The following is a 20,395-nucleotide window of genomic DNA, read 5'->3' as shown; positions in this document are numbered from 1 at the left end:
TTAGCCTCTGGGCTCAATACTGTCGGCCAGGATCGCCAGCACCAACTGCTGGAAATCCAGACCGGCGGCACGGGCGGCCATGGGTACCAGGCTGTGGTCGGTCATGCCCGGCGCAGTGTTGACTTCCAGGAACCAGAAATTCCCTTGGTCGTCCTGCATCACGTCTGCCCGCGCCCAACCGGCGATACCCAGCGCCTCACAGGCTTTCGCCGTGAGGTCCATCAATTGCTGTTCCTTGGTTGCGTCAAGGCCACATGGGATCCGGTACTGGGTATCGGAAGCCACATACTTGGCGTCGTAGTCGTAAAACGTGTGGGGCGTGCCCAATGCGATAGGCGGCAATACCTGGCCACGCAGGGTGGCGATGGTGTACTCGGGACCCTGGATCCACTGTTCCACCAACACTTGCGAATCGTAGGTACTTGCCGCTTTCCATGCGTCGATCAATTCGGCGGCCGAGTTCACTTTGGCCATGCCGATACTGGAGCCTTCATGGGCAGGTTTGACGATCAAAGGCAGGCCCAGTTCCTTGGCTGCGCAAATACAATCGTCTTCGCTGCACAGCACGCTGTGACGCGGGGTTGGAATACCCAGGCTGTGCCACACCTGCTTGGTGCGCAATTTGTCCATCGCCAATGCCGAGGCGAGGATGCCGCTGCCGGTGTAAGGGATGCCGGCGCATTCCAGCAGGCCTTGCATGCTGCCGTCTTCACCGCCACGGCCGTGAAGAATGATAAAGGCGCGGTCGATCTTCTCGGCCTGCAAGCGCGCGAGGAAGTCATCGCCCACGTCGATGCCGAACGCGTTCACACCGGCGCTTTGCAGCGCTTGGAGCACGGCATTGCCGGACTTGAGCGACACTTCACGTTCGGCGCTCTTGCCGCCGAACAGCACGGCCACGCGACCGAAGTCGGCAGGCGTAACCGTTGAGAACAGGGAGGCGTAGTCAGTGATCATTTCGACTTCCCCTTCGCCGCGACAAACAGCGGGCTCGCCAACAGCTTCGGCGCAAGGCCGCCGATATCACCGGCCCCCTGGCACAGCAGGATGTCACCGGCGCGCAGCAGCGGCTTGACGATCGGCGCCAGGTCCACACCGCGCTCGATGTAGATCGGGTCCAACTGGCCACGCTGACGGATGCTGTTGCACAGCTTGCGGCTGTCGGCGCCCGGGATCGGTTCTTCACCGGCCGGGTAGACTTCCATCAACAGCAGCACGTTGGCATCGGCCAGTACATTGACGAAGTCGTCGTACAGGTCGCGGGTACGGCTGTAGCGGTGCGGCTGGTACACCATGACCAGGCGACGCTCCGGCCAGCCACCCCGCACGGCCTTGATCACCGCGGCGACTTCGGTCGGGTGGTGACCGTAGTCATCCACCAGCATCACGTCACCGCCGTCTACCGGCAACTGGCCGTAGACCTGGAAGCGACGGCCCACGCCGGCAAAACGCGACAGGCCTTCGACGATGGCTTCGTCGCTGACGCCTTCATCGGAGGCGATGCAGATGGTCGCCAGGGAGTTCAATACGTTGTGGTTGCCCGGCATGTTCACCGACACATCCAACGGCTCGCGATCAGGGCGCAGCACGGTAAAGAAGGTTTGCATGCCTTCCTGGCGTACATTGATCGCGCGCACGTCGGCGTCTTCGCTGAAGCCGTAGGTCACGGTCGGACGCTTGACCTGTGGCAGGATCTCACGCACCACCGGGTCGTCCAGGCACACCACCGCCAAACCGTAGAACGGCAGGTTGTGCAGGAACTCGACGAAGGTTTTCTTCAACTTGTTGAAGTCACCGTCGTAGGTAGCCATGTGGTCTTCGTCGATGTTGGTCACCACGGCGACCAGCGGTTGCAGGTGCAGGAAGCTCGCGTCGCTTTCATCGGCTTCGGCGATCAGGTAACGGCTGGTGCCGAGCTGGGCGTTGGTGCCGGCTGCATTCAGGCGGCCACCGATCACGAAGGTCGGGTCCAGGCCACCGGCGGCGAACACCGAGGCGATCAGGCTGGTGGTGGTGGTCTTGCCGTGGGTGCCGGCGACGGCGATGCCGTGGCGATAGCGCATCAGCTCGGCGAGCATCTCGGCGCGTGGCACCACGGGAATACGGCGTTCAAGGGCGGTGGCCACTTCCGGGTTGGAGGTGTTCACGGCACTGGACACTACCAGCACGTCGGCCTCGGCGGCGTTCTCGGAACGGTGGCCGATAAAGATCTGCGCGCCAAAGGACTTCAGGCGCTCGGTGACCGGCGACTCTTTCAAGTCCGAGCCGGATACCTGGTAGCCCAGGTTCAGCAGGACTTCGGCAATACCGCACATGCCCACGCCGCCGATACCAACGAAGTGGATGCGACGGATGCGGCGCATCTCGGGTTGCGGCATGGCTTTCTGATTCTCAACCATGGGCCACCTCCAGGCAGATATCGACCACGGTGCGGGTTGCGTCAGGTTTGGCCAGGCGGCTTGCGGTGCTCGCCATGCTGTTGAGTCGTTCGGGTTGCATCAAAACCTCAGTCAGGCGTGCGGCCAAATCGGCCGCGCCAGTCGTTCTTTGCGGCAGCAGGAAGGCAGCGCCCTCCCCGGCCAAATATTCGGCGTTGCGGGTCTGGTGATCGTCAATCGCATGGGGCAAAGGCACCAGCAAGGACGGCAGACCGGCGGCGGCCAGTTCACTGACGGTCAGCGCACCAGCGCGACAGACCACCAGGTCGGCCCAGCCATAGGCATGGGCCATGTCTTTGATGAAAGGCTGTACGTTCGCCTCGACACCGGCCTCGCGGTAGCGCGTGGCGGTCACTTCATCGTGGTTCTTGCCGGCCTGATGGAAGATCTCCGGGCGCAACTGTTCCGGCAGTTGCGCCACCGCTTCCGGCAGCAGCTTGTTCAATGGCTCGGCGCCCAGGCTTCCGCCCAGGATCAGCAAATGCGCCTTGCGCCCGGCCAATGCCTGACGCGCGATGTCCATAAACAGTTCGGTGCGCACCGGGTTGCCGGTGGTACGCCGCTTGCTCGATGCTCCAAAAGTGTTCGGGAACGCTTCGCACACCCGCGCGGCCAAGGGCACCAGCAACCGGTTGGCGGTACCGGCGACGGCATTTTGTTCGTGCACGATCACCGGCACGCCGGCGAGCTTGGCGGCCACACCGCCAGGCCCCGTCACATAACCGCCAAAACCGAGCACACACACCGGCTGCAATTCACGGATGACTTTGCGCGCCTGCCACACCGCCTTGAGCAACACAAACGGCGCCTTGAGCAGGGACAATTTGCCCTTGCCGCGCAGGCCGGTGACGTTGATCAGATGCAGCGGCAAACCGGCAGTGGGCACCAATTCGTTTTCGATGCCGCGCGGCGTACCCAACCAATGCACGGTGTAGCCACGGTTCTGGAATTCCCGCGCGCAAGCCAGGGCCGGGAACACGTGGCCCCCGGTGCCGCCCGCCATGATCAGCACATTAGCGCCCATGGGTCGGCTCCTCGGCGAAGTCGCTTTCGCTGAACTCCATGTCTTCGCTGCCCAGGTGGGTTCGACTCTCCCACTCGATGCGCAGCAACAAGCCCAGGCAGGCGCAGCAAATCACCAACGAACTGCCGCCATAACTGAGGAACGGCAAGGTCAGGCCCTTGGTCGGCAGCAAGCCGACGTTCACCCCGATGTTGATCAGGAACTGGCCGATCCACAGGAACGACAAGCCGTACGCCACGTAAGCGGCGAAATATTGTTTGGCCCTCTCGGCCCACAAGCCGATGTACATGCCGCGTACACACACGAACACGAACAGCGCGACGGTGCACAGCGAACCCACCACGCCCAGCTCTTCGGCGAGTACCGAAAACACGAAGTCGGTGTGCGCTTCGGGCAGGTAGAACTGCTTCTGCACGCTGTTGCCCAGGCCCACGCCCAGCCACTCGCCGCGACCAAAGGCGATCAACGCCTGGGTTAATTGGTAGCCGGAGCCGAACTGGTCGGACCAGGGGTCGGTAAAGGTGATCAGACGCGCCATTCGATAGGGTTGCGCCTGCACCAGGATGGTCACGGCGGCCACGGCCAGCACCACCATCAAACTGAAGCGGAACAGGCCCACGCCGCCCAGGAACAGCATCGCCGCCGCCGCCCCCATCATCACGACGGTGGCGCCGAAGTCCGGTTCCATCAGCAACAGGCCGGCCATTGGCAGCAGCACGATGAACGGCTTGAAGAAGCCCATCCAGCTTTCGCGCACTTCTTTCTGGCGGCGGACGAGATAACCGGCGAGGTAGATCACCACGAACACCTTGGCGATCTCCGACGGCTGCACGTTGAACGCACCGAAGCCGATCCAGCGCATCGAACCGTTCACCTCGCGGCCGATGCCCGGCAGGATCACCATGATCAGCAAGCCGAACGCACCGATCAGCATCAGCCAACCCAGGCGTTGCCAGGTGGCGATGGGGATCATCATGGTCACGATGCACGCGCCCAGGCCGATGATCAAGTACACCAAGTGCCGGATCATCATGTAAAGGGTGTTGCCCGACTGTACGGCCGCCACTTCGGAAGAAGCCGAGGGTGATCATCACCAGGCCCAGGCCCAGCAACGCGAGGCAACCGGCGAGCATCGGGAAATCGAGGTCAATGCCGCGCCCCGTGATGATCGGCGACGGGTAAGGCTTGATGATATTTCTGAAATCGATGCTCATGCCAAGCCCTCCACGGCGCGAGCGAACAACTGGCCGCGCTCTTCGTAGTTCTTGAACATGTCGAAACTGGCGCACGCCGGCGACAGCAGCACCGCATCGCCCGGCTGGGCCAGGGCCTGGCACTGGGCGATGGCATCGTCCAGGGACGTGGCGCGCACTTGCGGCACCGCATCACCCAGGGCAGCGGCGATCAAATCGGCATCGCGGCCCATCAACACCACGGCTCGGCAATGCGCGGCCACCGGTGCCTTGAGGTCTTTGAAATCAGCGCCCTTGCCGTCGCCACCGGCGATCAGCACCAGCTTGCCGTCGATATCGGCGCCAAGGCCTTCAATGGCGGCCAATGCGGCGCCCACGTTGGTGGCCTTGGAGTCGTTGTAATAGCTGACGCCATTGAGGTCGCGCACCCATTGGCAGCGATGTTCCAGGCCGCCGAAGGTGCGCAGGCTCGCGAGCATGGCGTCGAACGGCAGGCCCACGGCATGCCCCAGCGCCAAGGCGGCCAGGGCGTTGGATTGGTTATGGGCGCCGCGGATTTTCAGCTCGCGCACCGGCATCAGGTTCTGGAACTCGAAGGCCAGGTATTTCTCGCCGTTCTCTTCGCGGATGCCGAAGGCCTTGAAGTCGGGTTTGCCCAGGCCGAAGGTCCAGCAGGGCATGCCCTCGCCGATCAGCGGACGACTCAGGGCATCCTGGCGGTTGACCACAAACTGCTTGGCGCCGCGGAAGATCCGGTGCTTGGCCAGGTGATACGCGGGCAGGCCACTGTAACGGTCCATGTGGTCTTCGCTGACGTTCAACACCGTCGCGACTTCGGCGCCCAGGTCGTGGGTGGTTTCCAGTTGGAAACTCGACAGCTCCATTACATACAACTCGATGTCGTCGCTGAGCAGATCCAGCGCCGGCGTGCCGAGGTTACCGCCCACGGCCACGCGCTTGCCGGCCGCCATCGCCATGTCGCCGACCAGGGTGGTCACGGTGCTTTTGGCGTTGGAACCGCTGATGGCCACGATCGGTGCCTTGGCGTGGCGCGCGAACAGGTCGATATCGCCGGACAGCTTCACGCCACGCGCCGCTGCTGCTTGCAGGGCCGGTGTCGCCAGGGCCAGGCCAGGGCTCACGTAAAGCTCATCGGCGCGGCACAGAAACTCGACATCCAACTCGCCACAACGCACTTCCACGTGCGGGTAGTCACGGCGCAGCGTGACCAGCTCCGGTGGATTTTCCCGCGTGTCGGCCACGGCAAACGACGTGCCCCGGTTCGCCAGGAAGCGAACCAGGGACATGCCGCTCTTGCCGAGGCCGACAACGATGCGGAAGTGGTCTGAAGCGATCAGGGACACTCGTTTCTACCTCAGTTTCAGGGTGGCAAGGCCAACCAGTACCAGAATCACGGTGATGATCCAGAAACGGACAATCACACGCGGCTCGGGCCAGCCCTTGAGTTCAAAATGGTGGTGAATCGGCGCCATGCGGAACACGCGACGCCCGGTCAACTTGAAGGACGCCACCTGGATGACCACCGACAGGGTTTCCATCACGAACACACCGCCCATGATGAACAACACGATTTCCTGGCGAACGATCACCGCGATGGTGCCCAGGGCCGCGCCCAGCGCCAGTGCGCCGACGTCGCCCATGAAGACTTGTGCCGGGTAGGTGTTGAACCACAGGAAACCCAGGCCGGCACCGATCAGCGCGCCGCAGAACACAATCAGCTCACCCGCGCCCGGTACATAGGGGATCAGCAGGTACTCGGCGAATTTCACGTTACCCGACAGGTAGCAGAAGATGCCGAGCGCACCGCCCACCATCACCGTCGGCATGATCGCCAGGCCGTCGAGCCCGTCGGTCAGGTTGACCGCGTTGCTGGAGCCGACGATCACAAAGTAGGTCAACACCACGAAGCCGATGCCCAGGGGGATGCTGGCGTCCTTGAGCATCGGAATGATCAAAGTGGTTTCCACGGCGCTCGGCGCGGTGGTGTACAGGAAGATCGCGGCGGCAAGGCCGAACACCGACTGCCAGAAGTACTTCCAGCGGCTCGGCAGCCCCTTGGAGTTTTTCTCGATCACCTTGCGGTAGTCATCCACCCAGCCGATGGCGCCGAACAGCAGGGTCACCAGCAACACCACCCACACGTAGCGGTTGTGCAGGTCGGCCCACAGCAAGGTGCTGATGCCAATGGACGACAGGATCAGCGCGCCGCCCATGGTCGGGGTGCCGGACTTGGACAGGTGCGACTGCGGGCCGTCATTACGAACCGATTGACCAATTTGCAGGTTCTGCAGGGTGCGGATCATCCACGGCCCTAAAAACAGCGACAGCGACAGCGCGGTCAGCACACCCAGGATCCCGCGCAGGGTCAGGTACTGAAAGACCGCGAAGCCTTTGTGGAACTGTTGCAGATACTCAGCCAGCAGCAGCAGCATTAATGTTTCTCCGTACTTGAGCCACACAAGGCTGCGACGACGTTTTCCATCACCGCGCTGCGCGATCCCTTGATCAAAATGGTTGTGTGTTTGTCGTGTTCGGCGGCCGTCAGCGCCTGGATCAGCTCGGCCTGGGTGGCGAAATGCTGCGCACCGGGGCCGAAAGCGTTGACGGCGTGCGCCATGTTCGTGCCGACCGCGTAGAGGGCGTCGACTTTACCGGCGGCATACGCGCCGACGTCACGATGGCCTTGTTCGGCCCAATCGCCCAACTCACCGATATCGCCCAATACCAGCACCTTGCGTCCGGCAAAGCTGTTGAGCAGATCCACGGCGGCGTTTATGGAAGACGGGTTGGCGTTGTAAGTGTCATCAATCACGCGCATGCCGTTGCTCGATAGCTGCGCCACGGTGCGCCCCTTGACCGGCTGCACCGCACCCAGGCCCGTCGCGATACCGAACAGCGACACGCCCAAGGCATGGGCGGCGGCGGCAGCGGCCAGGGCGTTGGCGACGTTATGGTTGCCGAGCAGGTTCAACTGCACGTGCTCGTCACCTTGCGGGGTGTGCAAGGTGAAGGACGGGCAGCCACGGGCGTCGACGGTGATGTCGCCGGCATGAAAGTCGGCGGCCGCGTTCGACACGGCAAAGGTCAGGACCTTGCGACCGGCGGCGCGTACACGCCAAGTCTCAAAGGCCTTATCGTCGAGGTTCAGTACGGCGGTGCCCGAAGCGTCGAGGCCTTCAAGGATTTCGCCCTTGGCTTCGACGATTTTTTCCGGGCCACCGAACTCACCGACGTGGGCGGTACCGGCATTGTTGATGATCGCCACGTGGGGCTTGGTCAGCGCCACGGTGTAAGCAATTTCGCCGATGCGCGAAGCGCCCAGTTCGATCACTGCCGCGGTATGTTCCGGGGCCAGTTCGAGCAGGGTCAGTGGCGCGCCGAAATCGTTGTTCAGGTTGCCACGGGTCGCAAGCACCGGGCCGCGTGTGCGCAGCACACCGGCGAGCAGTTCCTTGACCGTGGTCTTGCCGCTGGAGCCGGTGACGGCTGCAACCGGCTTGGCGAACGCGGCGCGGTTCAGCGCACCCAGCCGGCCCAGGGCCAGGCGGGTGTCGGCGACCAGCAATTGCGGCAAGGCGGAGTCAGGCACTTCACGCTGCACCAACGCACCGACGGCACCTTTGGCGGCGACATCATTGAGGTAGTCATGCCCGTCGAAACGCGGGCCGGCCAGGGCGACGAACAGCTGCCCCGGCTGAATGTTACGACTATCAATACTCACGCCATTAAAGGTGCAGTCGCTCGACAGTACGCGGGCCGACAGCGCCTGGGCCAGTTCGCTGAACGTCATCGCCTTAAGCATGGGCCACCTCCCAGGCGGTCAAGGCGTTAGCGGCCTCGACCAGATCGGAGAAGGCATGACGCTCGCCGTTGATTTCCTGATAGTCCTCATGGCCTTTACCGGCCAGCACCACCACATCGTCAACGCTGGCGCTGGCGATCAGTTGGGCAATGGCAGCCCCGCGACCGGCAATAAAAGTGGCCTTGGACACGTCTTTGAAGCCCGTACGGATATCGTCGAAAATCCGGCTCGGGTCTTCGCTGCGCGGGTTGTCGTCGGTGACGAGGACGCCATCGGCCAGACGCTCGACAATCTCGGCCATCAGCGGGCGCTTGCCGCGATCGCGATCACCGCCGCAACCGAACAGGCAAAGCAGTTTGCCTTTGGCATGTGGGCGCAGCGCTTCGAGGACTTTTTCCAAGGCGTCCGGGGTGTGAGCGTAATCGACCACCACCAGCGGCTGCTTGCCGCCACCCAGGCGTTGCATGCGACCGGCCGGGCCTTCCAGTTTCGGCAACACCTTGAGGATCTCGTCGAGGGCGTAATCCAGGCCGAGCAAGGCGCCTATGGCGGCAAGTACGTTGCTCAGGTTGAAACGACCGAGCAAGGTGCTACGCAGGTGGTGTTCGCCCTGGGGCGTGACCAACGTGGCGCGTACGCCCTCGTCATTGAACTGGGCTTCGCGGCAATACAAGTACGCGCTGGAATCCAGCAGGCTGTAGCTGATCAGGCGCGCTTCGCTGTCTTCGGTGGCCAACTGGCGGCCGAACGCGTCATCCAGGTTGACCACCCGGCACTTCAGGTCATTCCAGGCAAACAGCTTGGCCTTGGCGGCGGCGTACGCCTCCATGGTGCCGTGGTAATCCAGATGGTCGCGGGACAGGTTAGTCACCACTGCCACGTCAAACGCCAGGGCGGTGACACGACCTTGATCCAGACCGTGGGAAGACACCTCCATGGCAACGGCCTTGGCCCCGGCCTTTTTCAGGTCGGCCAGGGTCGCTTGCACGGCAATCGGGTTCGGCGTGGTGTGCAGGCCGCTTTGCAGCGCGCCGTAGAAACCGGTGCCCAGGGTACCGACAATGCCGCAATGCTGGCCCAGCAGGTCGAGAGCCTGAGCGACCAATTGGGTCACGCTGGTCTTGCCGTTGGTGCCGGTCACGCCCACCAGATTGAGGTGACGGCTCGGCTCGCCGTAAAAACGCCCGGCGATGTCGGACAATTGCTTGGCCAGGCCCTTGACCGGAATCAACGGCACGTCGGTGATCGGCAGCACGGTGGCGCCTTCAGCCTCATAGGCCACCGCCGCCGCGCCGCGCTGCAGGGCATCGGCGATGTGCGCACGGCCATCGTACTTGCCGCCCGGCACCGCCAGGAACAGGTCACCGGCGCGCACATTACGGCTGTCCAGGGTCAACTCGCGAATCAGCAGATCGCGGCCGGCATGGGCAAATATCTTATTCAGGCTAAGAGACATCAGCCGCGCCCTCCATTGGCTTTGACTGCAGCGGCCGGAGGTACGGCGTTCGCTTGTTGGGTCGGCGGCAGGTTGTCCGGCGTGATGTTCATCAGGCGCAGGGTGCCGGACATCACTTTGCTGAACACCGGCGCCGATACCAGGCCACCGAAGTAACCGGCCTTGCTCGGCTCGTCGATGACCACGACGATGGCGTAGCGTGGGTCGCTCATCGGGCCGAAGCCGGCGAACAGCGAACGGTAGGAGTTTTCGGCGTAGCCCTTGGTGCCCACCGAGGTTTTACGCGCGGTGCCGGACTTGCCTGCCACGTGATACGCCGGCACCTGGGCGCGGAACACACCACGTGGCGCTTCGATCACTTGTTGGAGCATGCCCTGCATGGTCTTGGCGACGTTTTCCGGAATCACCTGGGTGGCTTTCGGCGCTTCGTCGACGTGAATCAGGCTCAACGGCACCATGCGGCCATTATTGGCCAATACCGAAAAGGCATGCGCCAGTTGGATCGCCGTCACCGATAGGCCGTAACCGTAGGAAAGCGTGGCGGTCTCGGCTTTTTTCCAGTCGCGGTAGTTCGGCAGGTTGCCGACGCGCTCACCGGGGAAATCCAGACCGGTGGGCTGGCCCAGGCCGATTTTTTGCGCCAGGTGGTAGATGGTCTCGCCACCGATATCGAAGGCAACCTTACTCATGCCCACGTTACTGGAGTTGATCAGGATACCTGTCAAATCCAGCACCGGGCCTTCGGTGCGCGACACGTCACGAATGGTGTACTTGCCCAACTGCAAGGTGCCTGGATACACCTCGACCTTGTCGCTGGGTTTCCAGCGTCCGGTTTCCAGGGCGGCACTCATGGAGATCGCTTTCATGGTCGAACCCGGCTCGAACACGTCGATCATGGCGCGGTTGCGCATCATCGCCGGTTGCAGGTTGCGACGGTTGTTCGGGTTGTAGGTCGGCTGGTTGACCATGGCGAGGATCTCGCCGGTCTTCACGTCCATGATCACCAGGCTACCGGCCTTGGCGCCGTTCTCGATGATCGCGTTACGCAACTCGCGGTTGGCCAGGTATTGCAGGCGCAGGTCAATCGACAACGCCAAGGGTTTGCCGGCCTTGGCGTTCTTGGTGACCTGGACATCTTTGATCAGCCTGCCGCGCCGATCCTTGATGACTTGTCGCTTGCCGGGCACTCCGGCCAGCCATTCATCGTAGGCCAGCTCCACACCTTCGCGACCGTGGTCATCGATGTCGGTAAAGCCGACCATATGCGCGGTGGTTTCACCGGCCGGGTAGAAACGGCGGAATTCCTCGATGCCGTAGACACCGGGCACTTTAAGGTCGAGCACTTGCTGGCCTTGTTCAGGGGTCAGGCCGCGAACCAGGTAGATGAATTCTTTATTGGCCTGGGCTTCCAGGCGCTCGGCCAGGGCCTTCGGGTCTTGCCCAAGAGCGGCAGCGAGCGCTGGCCAGCGATCCTTGGCCACTTGCAGTTCCTTGGCATTGGCCCACAAGGTGGTGACCGGCGTACTGACGGCCAGGGGCTCGCCGTTACGGTCGGTGATCAGGCCGCGGTGCGCGGGAATGGGAATATGCCGCAGGCTACGGGCGTCGCCCTGGCCGATCAGGAAGTCGCGGTCGACCACTTGCAGGTCGACGATCCGCCAGGCGATCGCACCCACCATCAATGCCAGCAAGCCGAGCATCAGACGGAAACGCCACGGGTACAGTGCGCCTTCGAGTTTCATCATGGCGCCACCATGCGAACGTCGGCCGCGCCCGGAATGTGCATTTTCAACTGTTCGGTAGCCAGCACTTCGATACGGCTATGGGCCGTCCAGGTGCTTTGCTCCAGGATCAACCGCCCCCATTCCGCCTGCGCCTTGTCGCGCACGCTCAGTTCCCCGTACAGGGTGTTGAGCAACTGGCGGTTATAGTGGGCGCTGTAGGACACCGCAATCGCGGACACCAGCACGCCGACAAACAGCAGCAACATAAAGAAGCTGCCGCCCGGCAGGGGTTTGGCGAAAAGCTTGCTCACCGCAACTTCTCCGCGACACGCATGACCGCGCTACGGGAACGTGGGTTGGCCTTCAGCTCGGCTTCGGAAGCGAACTGTGCCTTGCCATGGATTTTGATTTTCGGCACAAAGGCCTCGAAACGCACCGGCAAGTTGCGCGGCAGATTGTCGGACTCGCCCTTGACCAGGCGGCGCATGAACAATTTGACGATACGGTCTTCCAGCGAATGGAAGCTGATCACCACCAGGCGACCGCCCACTTCCAGCGCCTCGAGGGCGGCTTCGAGGCCAGCCTCCAGATCGCCCAATTCATTGTTGACGTGAATGCGCAGGCCCTGAAACGCACGGGTCGCGGGGTTCTTGCCCTTTTCCCACGCGGGGTTGGCGACCTTGAGCACTTCGGCCAGGTCGGCGGTGCGTTCGAACGGTTGGGTCTCGCGGCGCTCGACCACGGCGCGAGCCATGCGGCCGGCGAAACGCTCTTCACCGTATTCCTTGAACACACGGGCGATTTCTTCCACCGGCGCGGTGGCGATAAATTGCGCGGCACTCACACCACGGGTCGGGTCCATGCGCATGTCGAGCGGGCCGTCGTTCATGAAACTGAAGCCGCGCTCCGGATCATCAAGCTGTGGCGAGGACACGCCCAGATCGAGCAAAACCCCGGCCACCTTACCCGCCATGCCACGCTCGGCCACTTCGGCACCCAGCTCGGCAAAGCTACGCTGCACAACGACAAAGCGGCCGTCTTCGGCCGCTAGCGCTTGCCCGGTGGCAATCGCTTGGGGGTCTTTGTCGAACCCGAGGAGTGTTCCGTCGGGCCCGAGCTGGCTGAGTATCAATCGGCTATGCCCGCCCCTGCCGAAAGTGCCATCCAGATAGCAGCCATCCGCGCGCACGGCGAGAGCCTCAACGGCTTCGTCAAGCAGTACGGTGATGTGGTTAAAGCCGCTATCAATAGTCACAGAATCAAATCACGCAGTTCATCAGGCATGGCGCCCGGTTGTTGAATAGCCGCCAGGTCAGCTGCAGAAACAGCATCCCAGGCATCTTCGTCCCACAATTGGAACTTGTTCAGTTGGCCGACCAGCATTGCGCGTTTGTCCAGCTTGGCGTACTCGCGCAGACGCGGCGGCACCAGGAAACGACCACTGCCGTCGAGCTCGAGGTCGACGGCATTACCAATCAGCAAACGCTGAAGACGGCGGTTTTCTTCACGCAATGAAGGCAGGGCGCGCAACTTGGTTTCAATCAACTCCCACTCATCGAGCGGGTAAACACATAAACAAGGGTCAACGGCATCGATGGTGATGATCAACTGTCCGGAACTTCGCGAAATCAGCTCGTCACGATACCGGCTCGGCATGGCGAGACGGCCTTTTGCATCGAGACTGATAGCGTTAGCTCCGCGAAACACAGATGCGTTTCTCCAAATTTTAGCGTTTTACGTTCAAAAAACCCACTTTGTGCCACTTTCCGCCACTTGCGCACACTATAGGAATGCGCCCACCACACCGTCAAGGCGCGGATTCAAGGAAAAGCCTTACAGAACGGAGATTTAGGAGCGTAAAAGGAGGAGAAACCCGAGTTCGACGTAGTTTTTGACCCTGCAAACACAAACAACTCAAAGCGCTGTGACTCGAAGTTAAAGTGATTTATTAAGAGTAAGATTTTTTTGGTATTACGAAGATGCATCTGCCAATGATTTGGCAGGGAGGGATTCTTGCGTTACTACCGGTTTTCTGCCCGAGAGTCGAGCAGAAGGAAAAAGGTGGAGAGTCGATCTGTAAGCCGGGTTCTGTCTTGAACAGTCATTCGTCTACGATGGCCATCACTGGACACCTTTAGCAACCTACCCGGTCCCAGCGCGGGCCACGCCTTGGGACCCTATTTGGTCTTGCTCCAAGTGGGGTTTACCTAGCCACGAACTGTTGCCAGTCGTGCGGTGCGCTCTTACCGCACCTTTTCACCCTTACCGGCACCGAAGCGCTTAGGCGGTTATTTTCTGTGGCACTTTCCGTAGGCTCACGCCTCCCAGGCATTACCTGGCACTTCGCCCTATGGAGCCCGGACTTTCCTCCCCCTAATTTTCATAGAGGGCAGCGACTGTCCAATCGACTCTCCGCCGCGCAGGTTAACGGCACGACGGCCTCAGGACAAGTATTAAAGTGCAGCATGGCCATCACGTTCAGACGTAATACCGCTTTAACCTCGGAACTATTCGGCTTTCTGTTTATCCAGCGCCACTTGATACAACACATTCTTGCGCAGACCGGTAATTTCCGCCGCCAGGGCCGCCGCACGCTTGAGGGGCATTTCCTTGAGCAGCAGATCCAGAATACGCATGGCCTCGCTGCCGACGGCGTCTTCAGCCTCCGGCGCCGTCCAGCCGGCCACCAACACCACGCACTCACCGCGTTGCTGATTGCTGTCGCCCTCGACGAAGGCGCGCAACTCCTCCAGTGGCAGGCCCTTGAGGGTTTCAAAGGTTTTGGTCAGTTCACGCGCCAGCAACGCCAGGCGATCGCCGCCAAAAACCAATTCCATGTCCTGCAGACATTCCAGGATACGGTGCGGGGCTTCGTAAAAAATCAACGTGCGTGGCTCTTCCTTTACCGCCTGAAGACGTGCGCGCCGCCCCACTGCCTTGGCCGGCAGGAAACCTTCGAAAATAAACCGGTCGGACGGCAGGCCCGCCGCCGACAATGCCGCGATAAGCGCGCACGCACCCGGAACAGGCACTACATTGATACCCGCGGCCCGCGCCTGGCGAACCAAGTGATAACCGGGGTCTGAGATCAGCGGCGTGCCCGCATCGGAAATCAGCGCCACATCGTCACCGGCCAACAGGCGCACGATAAAACGACTGCCTTCTTCGCGCTCGTTATGCTCGTGGCATGCGGCCAATGGCGTACTGATACCAAAATGCTGCATCAACCGCTGGGAGTGGCGCGTGTCTTCCGCCGCGATCAATCTAACCTCGCGCAGCACTTTCAGCGCCCGCGCACTGATGTCGTCCAGGTTGCCAATGGGCGTCGCCACGACAAAAAGCGAGCCTGCAGTGGAATTCAAAGGACCTGGAGCAGTCAAAACGCACACCTCGATGGTTGGCAAAAGCGGCATTGTAGCGCGTAGACGCCTTTAAAAAATGCCATCACGGCCGATGCCTTTTCAGCCGTTGATCACTGACAGCAACATTTGCACGACCTAAATCGACGGTTTCACGCCAGTAACATCGCGCCTGGGCCAGTGCTTGGGTACACTTCCACGCTAATTTGATCGGTATCAGGAACACTTACATGATCGCTTGCCTGCGGCTGCTCTCCGCCCTCTGCCTCGCTGCCTTACTGGCCGCTTGCGCCAGCTCGCCCTCGTCCAGCCTTGGCGACCTTCCACGGACCCCGGACGCCAGTATCGAGCAACTGCTCGAACAGGCCACTACCGCCAAAACGCCAGAAAAGGCTGCATTGCTGCGCCTGAGTGCGGCGGACCTGGCCTACAAACAGAACAACCCTGGCCGCTCGTCGCAGATTCTTACGCAGGTGCCCCTGGATACCCTCAAGCCGGCCGCGCAGGTATTTGCCAGCACCCTGGCTGCCGAACTGGCCATGGCGCGCAACCAGCCCAAGGCGGCGCTGACCGCCTTGAACCATCCGAGCCTGCAAAACCTCAAGGATTTGCCGCCGGAACAGCAGATTCGCACCGCCAGCGTGCATGCCCGTGCCTATGAAGCCGACGGCCAGACCCTCGCCGCGGCGCGTGAGCGTGTCGCCATGGCGCCATTGCTGACCGGCGATGCCGCCAAGAGCAACCACGAAACCATCTGGACCTTGATTGCCGCCCTGCCTGCCGAACAGTTGCAGGCCAGCGGCAACCCGGTGCTGGACGGCTGGATCACCCTGGCCCAATCGATCAAGGGCGCCGGCACGCTGGAGCAACAGCAGGCCGCTATCGACACCTGGCGTGCACAGAACCCGGGGCACCCGGCGGCCGTGCAACTGCCCACTCCGCTGACCAAGCTCAAGGAACTGGCCAGCCAACCACTTAACAAGATCGCCCTGCTGCTGCCACAGGATGGCCCGCTGGCCTCTGTCGGCAAAGCGCTGCGCGAAGGCTTCATGGCGGCTCACTACCAGGCTGAACAAGCCGGGCAGAAACCTCCGGTCATCGAGTTCTATGACAGCTCACGCCTGAACTCCATCGACGAGTTCTACGCCAAGGCCCAGGCCGCCGGCGTGCAGTTGGTGGTCGGCCCGCTGGAAAAACCATTGGTCAAGCAACTCAGCGCGCGCGCTCAGTTGCCGATCACCACCCTGGCGCTTAACTACAGCGAGACCGATCGGGGCCCGGCGCAACTGTTCCAGTTCGGCCTGGCCGCCGAGGATGAAGCCCGCGAAGTCTCGCGCCGTGCCCGTGCCGACGGCTTGCACCGCGCCGCTGCCATGGTGCCGCGTGGCGAATGGGGTGAGCGCGTCTACAGGGCGTTCCGCCAGGACTGGGAAGCCAATGGCGGCACCGTGGTCGGCGTAGAGTACGTGGATCAGCCGGTTGCCCTGGCCCAACAGATTGCCGACCTGTTCCAACTGCGTAAAAGCGAAGGTCGCGCCAAGAGCCTGCAAAACACCGTCGGCACTGACGTAGCGGCGCAGCCGTCGCGTCGCCAGGACATCGAGTTCATCTTCCTGGCCGTCACCCCGCAACTGGCCCAGCAGATCAAGCCGACCCTGAACTTCCAATATGCAGGTGACGTACCGGTGTACGCGACGTCCCACGTATTCAGCGCCAGCGGTGACAAAAACCAGTACCTGGACATGACCAACGTGATGTTCTGCGAAACCCCTTGGCTGCTTAACACCACCGACCCGCTGCGCAACCAGGTTGCCGCACAATGGCCACAAGCCAATGGCAGCCTCGGCCGCCTGTACGCGATGGGTGTCGATGCCTACCGCCTGGCACCACGCCTGGGCCAGCTCAAAGCATTGCCGGACACCCGTGTGGATGGCCTCTCGGGCAACCTGGGCATCAGCGCCAACCAACGCGTTGACCGCCAGATGCCATGGGCGAAGTTCGTCGGTGGCGATATCCAACGTCTGCCGGATACCCCGCGCTGATGCCCGAGCGGTCCAGCGCACAAAGCGGCAAGGATGCCGAACTGCAAGCGCTGAACCACCTGCAACGACAGGGTCTGCGCCTTCTGGCGCAGAACTGGTTGTGTAAACGCGGCGAGCTTGATCTGGTCATGCTTGACGGCGATACAGTAGTATTCGTCGAAGTCCGCTACAGAAAACACGCACAATGGGGTGGCGCGCTCGCCAGTATCGACGGGCGCAAGCGTCAAAAGCTGATACTCGCCGCGCAGTTTTTCCTGCAAAAAGAGCATCGCTGGGCCGATTCCCCCTGCCGTTTCGACGTGGTTGCCATAGAAAGCACACCGTCAGGCAACGCTGATCTGAACTGGCTCAAAGATGCCTTCGACAGCTGATTCGCCGGACATCTTCACCACACACTTTTGCTCTTTGCTTTGCGGGCTGCACATTCCTGTGCCAAACAGCCGCGCTACTTAAGGTCACACAGATGGACATGCAATCCCGAATTCGCCAGCTTTTCCAGGCCAGTATCGACACCAAGCAACAGGCGATGGACGTACTTGCACCGCACATCGAGCAAGCCAGTCAGGTCATGGTCAATGCCTTGCTAAACGAAGGCAAAATGCTCTCGTGCGGCAACGGCGGTTCGGCCGGCGACGCCCAGCATTTCTCGTCCGAGCTGCTCAACCGCTTCGAGCGTGAGCGCCCGAGCCTGCCGGCCATCGCCTTGACCACCGACTCGTCGACGATCACCTCGATCGCCAACGACTACAGCTACAACGAAATCTTCTCCAAGCAGATCCGCGCCCTGGGCCAACCAGGCGATGTGCTGCTGGCGATTTCCACCAGTGGCAACTCGGCGAATATTATTCAAGCGATCCAGGCCGCACATGATCGCGAAATGATTGTCGTAGCATTGACCGGACGCGATGGCGGCGGCATGGCTTCGCTGCTGCTGCCCGAAGATGTCGAGATTCGCGTCCCGGCCAATGTCACCGCACGTATTCAGGAAGTCCACCTGCTGGCGATCCACTGCCTGTGCGATCTGATCGACAGCCAACTGTTTGGGAGTGAAGAATGACCGTTAACCGCCTCGGCCTCTTGGCCATTACGCTGTGCCTCGGTATCAGCGGCTGCAGCACGGCAATCACTGCGACACGTGACACCCCTATTCAGGATGACAAGGGCACCCGTACCTTCGGCAGCAAGATTGACGACTCGTTGATCGAAACCAAGGTTGAAGTCAACATCGCCAAAGCCGCAACGGACCTGGGCAACGGTGCATCGCGCATCGTCGTAACCAGCTTCAACGGCGTGGTACTGCTGGCTGGTCAAACCCCGCGCGCCGACCTCAAGGCCCAGGCCGAACAAGCCGCCGCTTCGGTGCAGCGGGTCAAGAAGGTCCATAACGAACTGCAAGTGATGGACCCGATCACCCTGTTGGCCATCAGCAACGATGCGCTGCTGACCACCAAGATCAAGGCGCAGATGCTGACAGACAACGCCATCCCCGGCTCGCGCATCAAAGTCGTCACCGACAACGGCATCGTCTACCTGATGGGCCTGCTGACCCAGGCCGAAGCCACCCGCGCCGCCAACCTGGTGCAAGGCGTGTCCGGCGTACAGAAGATCGTCAAAGTGTTCGAATACATCGATTGATGTAACCGACAGCCACAAAAAAGGGCGCCGTGCATTGACTGCACGGCGCCCTTTTTTGTGGCCAGCGTTTATTGATACTGCTGGTACGGGTTGCCCTGGAACTGATTGTTTTGCTGAGGTGCCTGCTGCTGGCCCGACGGCTGGCCGTATTGCTGGCCAGGGATAGGGCCAAGGTTGACCTCTACGCGACGGTTCTGCGCGCGGCCATTGACGTCGGCGTTGCTGGCAATCGGGTTGTCCGGGCCGGCACCGCGAGCACTCAGGTTGGCGCCGTTCACACCTTGGGACGTCAGGTAGTTGGCCACGCTCTGCGCACGACGCTGGGACAGGTCCATGTTCAACTGCCGGCTACCGGTGCTGTCGGTGTAGCCGACGATCTGGATCGTATTCTGGTTGAACTGCTTGAGGGAGTTGGCCAGGTTGTTCAGCGGCTGGTAGAAGCTGCTGGAGATCGCGTCCGAGTTGGTGGCGAAGGTGATGTTGCCCGGCATGATCAACTTGATCTGGTCGCCCTGGCGCTGCACTTCAACCCCGGTGTTGGCCATGCTTTCGCGCAGCTTTTTCTCTTGCTGGTCAGCGTAGTATCCATAACCGGCCGCACCTGCACCAGCAACAACGGCACCGATCAGCGCGCCCTTGCCACGGTTGTTATGGTCGATGGCCGCACCAGCCAACGCACCCGCCAGGGCACCGAGCCCACCGTACTTGGCGGTTTTGCTCATACCGCCGGATTCGTTATTCGCCTGTCCCTGGCTGCTGCCATCATAAGGATTAGGTGAAGCGCAGCCGGACAACATGGCTACGGCGGTGGCGACAACAAGCAGACGACGCGGAGTGAACATTAAGGTGAGCTCCTACTTTTGCATTCTGTGGTGCAGAGGACAATTGGCAATGGACCTGTGCGCAGTTTTGAACACGACAAACGGCAAAGATTCCGTTGGCGCGCGCCGAGCCGTAACAAAAGATTCGGCCTGCCGCTGCTGTGAAACCGTAGCAGACGCAGGCTGAACACAACCTGCGGTTTTGCTACAACAGATTGCTCGCTTGCCCATCACGCTCGCACAAACGGGTTCTCGCGCATTTCATCACCCAGCCGCGTATCGGGCCCATGCCCCGCTACCACCGTGGCGCCCTCATCCAGCGTGTAGAGGCGCTGCTTGATCGAGCGCACGAGGGTCGCCTGGTCCCCGCCCCACAAATCCGTACGCCCTACGCCACGTCGAAACAACGTATCTCCGGCAATCAGTAACTTGGCATCGGCAAACCAGAAGCTCATCGATCCTGGCGTGTGGCCCGGAGTGTGCAACGCTACGCCGCAGCCGCAGGCCAACTCTTCATCGTGGTCCAGCCAGCGATCCGGAGACGGTACTGGCGTGTAAGGCACGCGAAACATCTGACACTGCATTTCCAGGTTGTCCCACAGGAACTGATCGTCCTTGTGCAGGTGCAAGGTGGCGCCGGTCTTCTCTTTCAACTGGCCCGAGGCCAGGAAGTGATCCAGGTGGGCATGGGTATGGATGATGCTCACCACCTTCAAACCCAGCGCATCCAGGCGCGCCAGGATCAATTCCGGATTGCCGCCCGGGTCGACCACGATGGCTTTTTTGGTGAGGGAGTCGCCGATGATGGTGCAGTTGCACTGCAAAGGGCCGACGGGGAAGGTTTCGCGGATGAGGGATGGTGTTGCGGTTTCCATGAACG

At 61.5% G+C, this 20,395-nt stretch carries 18 protein-coding genes, 1 other RNA gene and 1 pseudogene; 4 read left to right on the top strand and 16 right to left on the bottom strand.

Translation table 11 applies throughout. The annotated features are described in order from the left end of the window. The 14 genes and pseudogenes from AB4O25_RS23225 to rsmI form a co-directional block, all read right to left on the bottom strand. On the bottom strand, positions 1–957 hold the full coding sequence (locus tag AB4O25_RS23225) for a D-alanine--D-alanine ligase (RefSeq protein WP_017526181.1): 957 nt from the start codon (positions 955–957) through the stop codon (positions 1–3). Continuing rightward, positions 954–2,399 (bottom strand): UDP-N-acetylmuramate--L-alanine ligase, encoded by a 1,446-nt coding sequence (gene murC, locus AB4O25_RS23220; RefSeq protein ID WP_017526180.1) that lies wholly within the window; start codon positions 2,397–2,399, stop codon positions 954–956. The genes AB4O25_RS23225 and murC overlap by 4 nt, the downstream gene beginning before the upstream one ends. Further along, the gene (gene murG / locus AB4O25_RS23215; RefSeq protein WP_017526179.1) at positions 2,392–3,462 is read right to left on the bottom strand and encodes an undecaprenyldiphospho-muramoylpentapeptide beta-N-acetylglucosaminyltransferase; all 1,071 of its coding nucleotides are present in this window, start codon (positions 3,460–3,462) and stop codon (positions 2,392–2,394) included. Before murG ends, murC begins: the two co-directional genes overlap by 8 nt. Then, positions 3,452–4,676, bottom strand: a pseudogene (gene ftsW / locus AB4O25_RS23210) (putative lipid II flippase FtsW). The gene murG and the pseudogene ftsW overlap by 11 nt, the downstream one beginning before the upstream one ends. Then, entirely contained in the window at positions 4,673–6,019 is a 1,347-nt protein-coding gene (murD, locus tag AB4O25_RS23205) for a UDP-N-acetylmuramoyl-L-alanine--D-glutamate ligase (RefSeq protein ID WP_017526177.1), read from the bottom strand. The pseudogene ftsW and the gene murD overlap by 4 nt, the downstream one beginning before the upstream one ends. Before the next feature lie 6 nt (positions 6,020–6,025). Then, positions 6,026–7,108 (bottom strand): phospho-N-acetylmuramoyl-pentapeptide-transferase, encoded by a 1,083-nt coding sequence (gene mraY, locus AB4O25_RS23200; protein WP_003171875.1) that lies wholly within the window; start codon positions 7,106–7,108, stop codon positions 6,026–6,028. Then, positions 7,108–8,478: a UDP-N-acetylmuramoyl-tripeptide--D-alanyl-D-alanine ligase gene (locus AB4O25_RS23195; protein ID WP_017526176.1), complete on the bottom strand. Its 1,371-nt coding sequence runs from the start codon at positions 8,476–8,478 to the stop codon at positions 7,108–7,110. The genes mraY and AB4O25_RS23195 overlap by 1 nt, the downstream gene beginning before the upstream one ends. Beyond that, complete coding sequence (murE, locus tag AB4O25_RS23190; protein ID WP_017526175.1) at positions 8,471–9,934, bottom strand: UDP-N-acetylmuramoyl-L-alanyl-D-glutamate--2,6-diaminopimelate ligase; 1,464 nt, start codon at positions 9,932–9,934, stop codon at positions 8,471–8,473. Before murE ends, AB4O25_RS23195 begins: the two co-directional genes overlap by 8 nt. Further along, the gene (locus tag AB4O25_RS23185; protein WP_175404190.1) at positions 9,934–11,676 is read right to left on the bottom strand and encodes a peptidoglycan D,D-transpeptidase FtsI family protein; all 1,743 of its coding nucleotides are present in this window, start codon (positions 11,674–11,676) and stop codon (positions 9,934–9,936) included. Before AB4O25_RS23185 ends, murE begins: the two co-directional genes overlap by 1 nt. Continuing rightward, positions 11,676–11,969, bottom strand: a complete 294-nt coding sequence (gene ftsL / locus AB4O25_RS23180) for a cell division protein FtsL (RefSeq protein WP_004371991.1) — start codon at positions 11,967–11,969, stop codon at positions 11,676–11,678. The genes AB4O25_RS23185 and ftsL overlap by 1 nt, the downstream gene beginning before the upstream one ends. Next, positions 11,966–12,913 carry a 16S rRNA (cytosine(1402)-N(4))-methyltransferase RsmH gene (gene rsmH / locus AB4O25_RS23175; RefSeq protein ID WP_017526173.1) on the bottom strand — a complete coding sequence of 316 codons (948 nt, stop codon included), beginning with the start codon at positions 12,911–12,913 and terminating at the stop codon, positions 11,966–11,968. Before rsmH ends, ftsL begins: the two co-directional genes overlap by 4 nt. Then, positions 12,910–13,365 carry a division/cell wall cluster transcriptional repressor MraZ gene (mraZ, locus tag AB4O25_RS23170; RefSeq protein ID WP_003171868.1) on the bottom strand — a complete coding sequence of 152 codons (456 nt, stop codon included), beginning with the start codon at positions 13,363–13,365 and terminating at the stop codon, positions 12,910–12,912. The genes rsmH and mraZ overlap by 4 nt, the downstream gene beginning before the upstream one ends. A gap of 354 nt (positions 13,366–13,719) precedes the next feature. Then, an RNA gene (gene rnpB, locus AB4O25_RS23165) (RNase P RNA component class A) lies at positions 13,720–14,070 on the bottom strand. Positions 14,071–14,165: 95 nt separating this feature from the next. After that, a complete protein-coding gene (rsmI, locus tag AB4O25_RS23160; protein WP_460150007.1) occupies positions 14,166–15,071 on the bottom strand; it encodes a 16S rRNA (cytidine(1402)-2'-O)-methyltransferase in 906 nt (301 codons plus the stop codon). Positions 15,072–15,247: 176 nt separating this feature from the next. On the opposite strand from rsmI, the gene AB4O25_RS23155 reads away from it, so the two are divergent. The 4 genes from AB4O25_RS23155 to AB4O25_RS23140 all read left to right on the top strand — a co-directional run bounded on the left by AB4O25_RS23155 (position 15,248) and on the right by AB4O25_RS23140 (position 18,694). Continuing rightward, the gene (locus AB4O25_RS23155) at positions 15,248–17,059 is read left to right on the top strand and encodes a penicillin-binding protein activator (protein WP_460150006.1); all 1,812 of its coding nucleotides are present in this window, start codon (positions 15,248–15,250) and stop codon (positions 17,057–17,059) included. Next, positions 17,059–17,430 (top strand): YraN family protein, encoded by a 372-nt coding sequence (locus AB4O25_RS23150; RefSeq protein WP_017526170.1) that lies wholly within the window; start codon positions 17,059–17,061, stop codon positions 17,428–17,430. The genes AB4O25_RS23155 and AB4O25_RS23150 overlap by 1 nt, the downstream gene beginning before the upstream one ends. Positions 17,431–17,522: 92 nt before the next feature. After that, on the top strand, positions 17,523–18,116 hold the full coding sequence (locus tag AB4O25_RS23145) for a phosphoheptose isomerase (RefSeq protein ID WP_007904374.1): 594 nt from the start codon (positions 17,523–17,525) through the stop codon (positions 18,114–18,116). After that, positions 18,113–18,694, top strand: coding sequence for a BON domain-containing protein (locus AB4O25_RS23140; RefSeq protein ID WP_017526169.1), 582 nt, complete (start codon positions 18,113–18,115; stop codon positions 18,692–18,694). Before AB4O25_RS23145 ends, AB4O25_RS23140 begins: the two co-directional genes overlap by 4 nt. Before the next feature lie 68 nt (positions 18,695–18,762). Here the strand turns inward: AB4O25_RS23140 and AB4O25_RS23135 are convergent, their stop codons facing one another. Together AB4O25_RS23135 and AB4O25_RS23130 are read right to left on the bottom strand one after the other, a co-directional pair. Beyond that, positions 18,763–19,536, bottom strand: coding sequence for an OmpA family lipoprotein (locus tag AB4O25_RS23135; protein ID WP_017526168.1), 774 nt, complete (start codon positions 19,534–19,536; stop codon positions 18,763–18,765). Positions 19,537–19,745: 209 nt separating this feature from the next. After that, positions 19,746–20,390, bottom strand: a complete 645-nt coding sequence (locus AB4O25_RS23130; protein ID WP_017526167.1) for an MBL fold metallo-hydrolase — start codon at positions 20,388–20,390, stop codon at positions 19,746–19,748. Positions 20,391–20,395: the final 5 nt, after the last annotated feature.

The organism is Pseudomonas sp. S3_A03 (genome assembly GCF_054668275.1).
The sequence above is the reverse complement of the archived record's forward strand: the minus strand, read 5'-3'. Positions and strand labels throughout refer to the sequence as shown.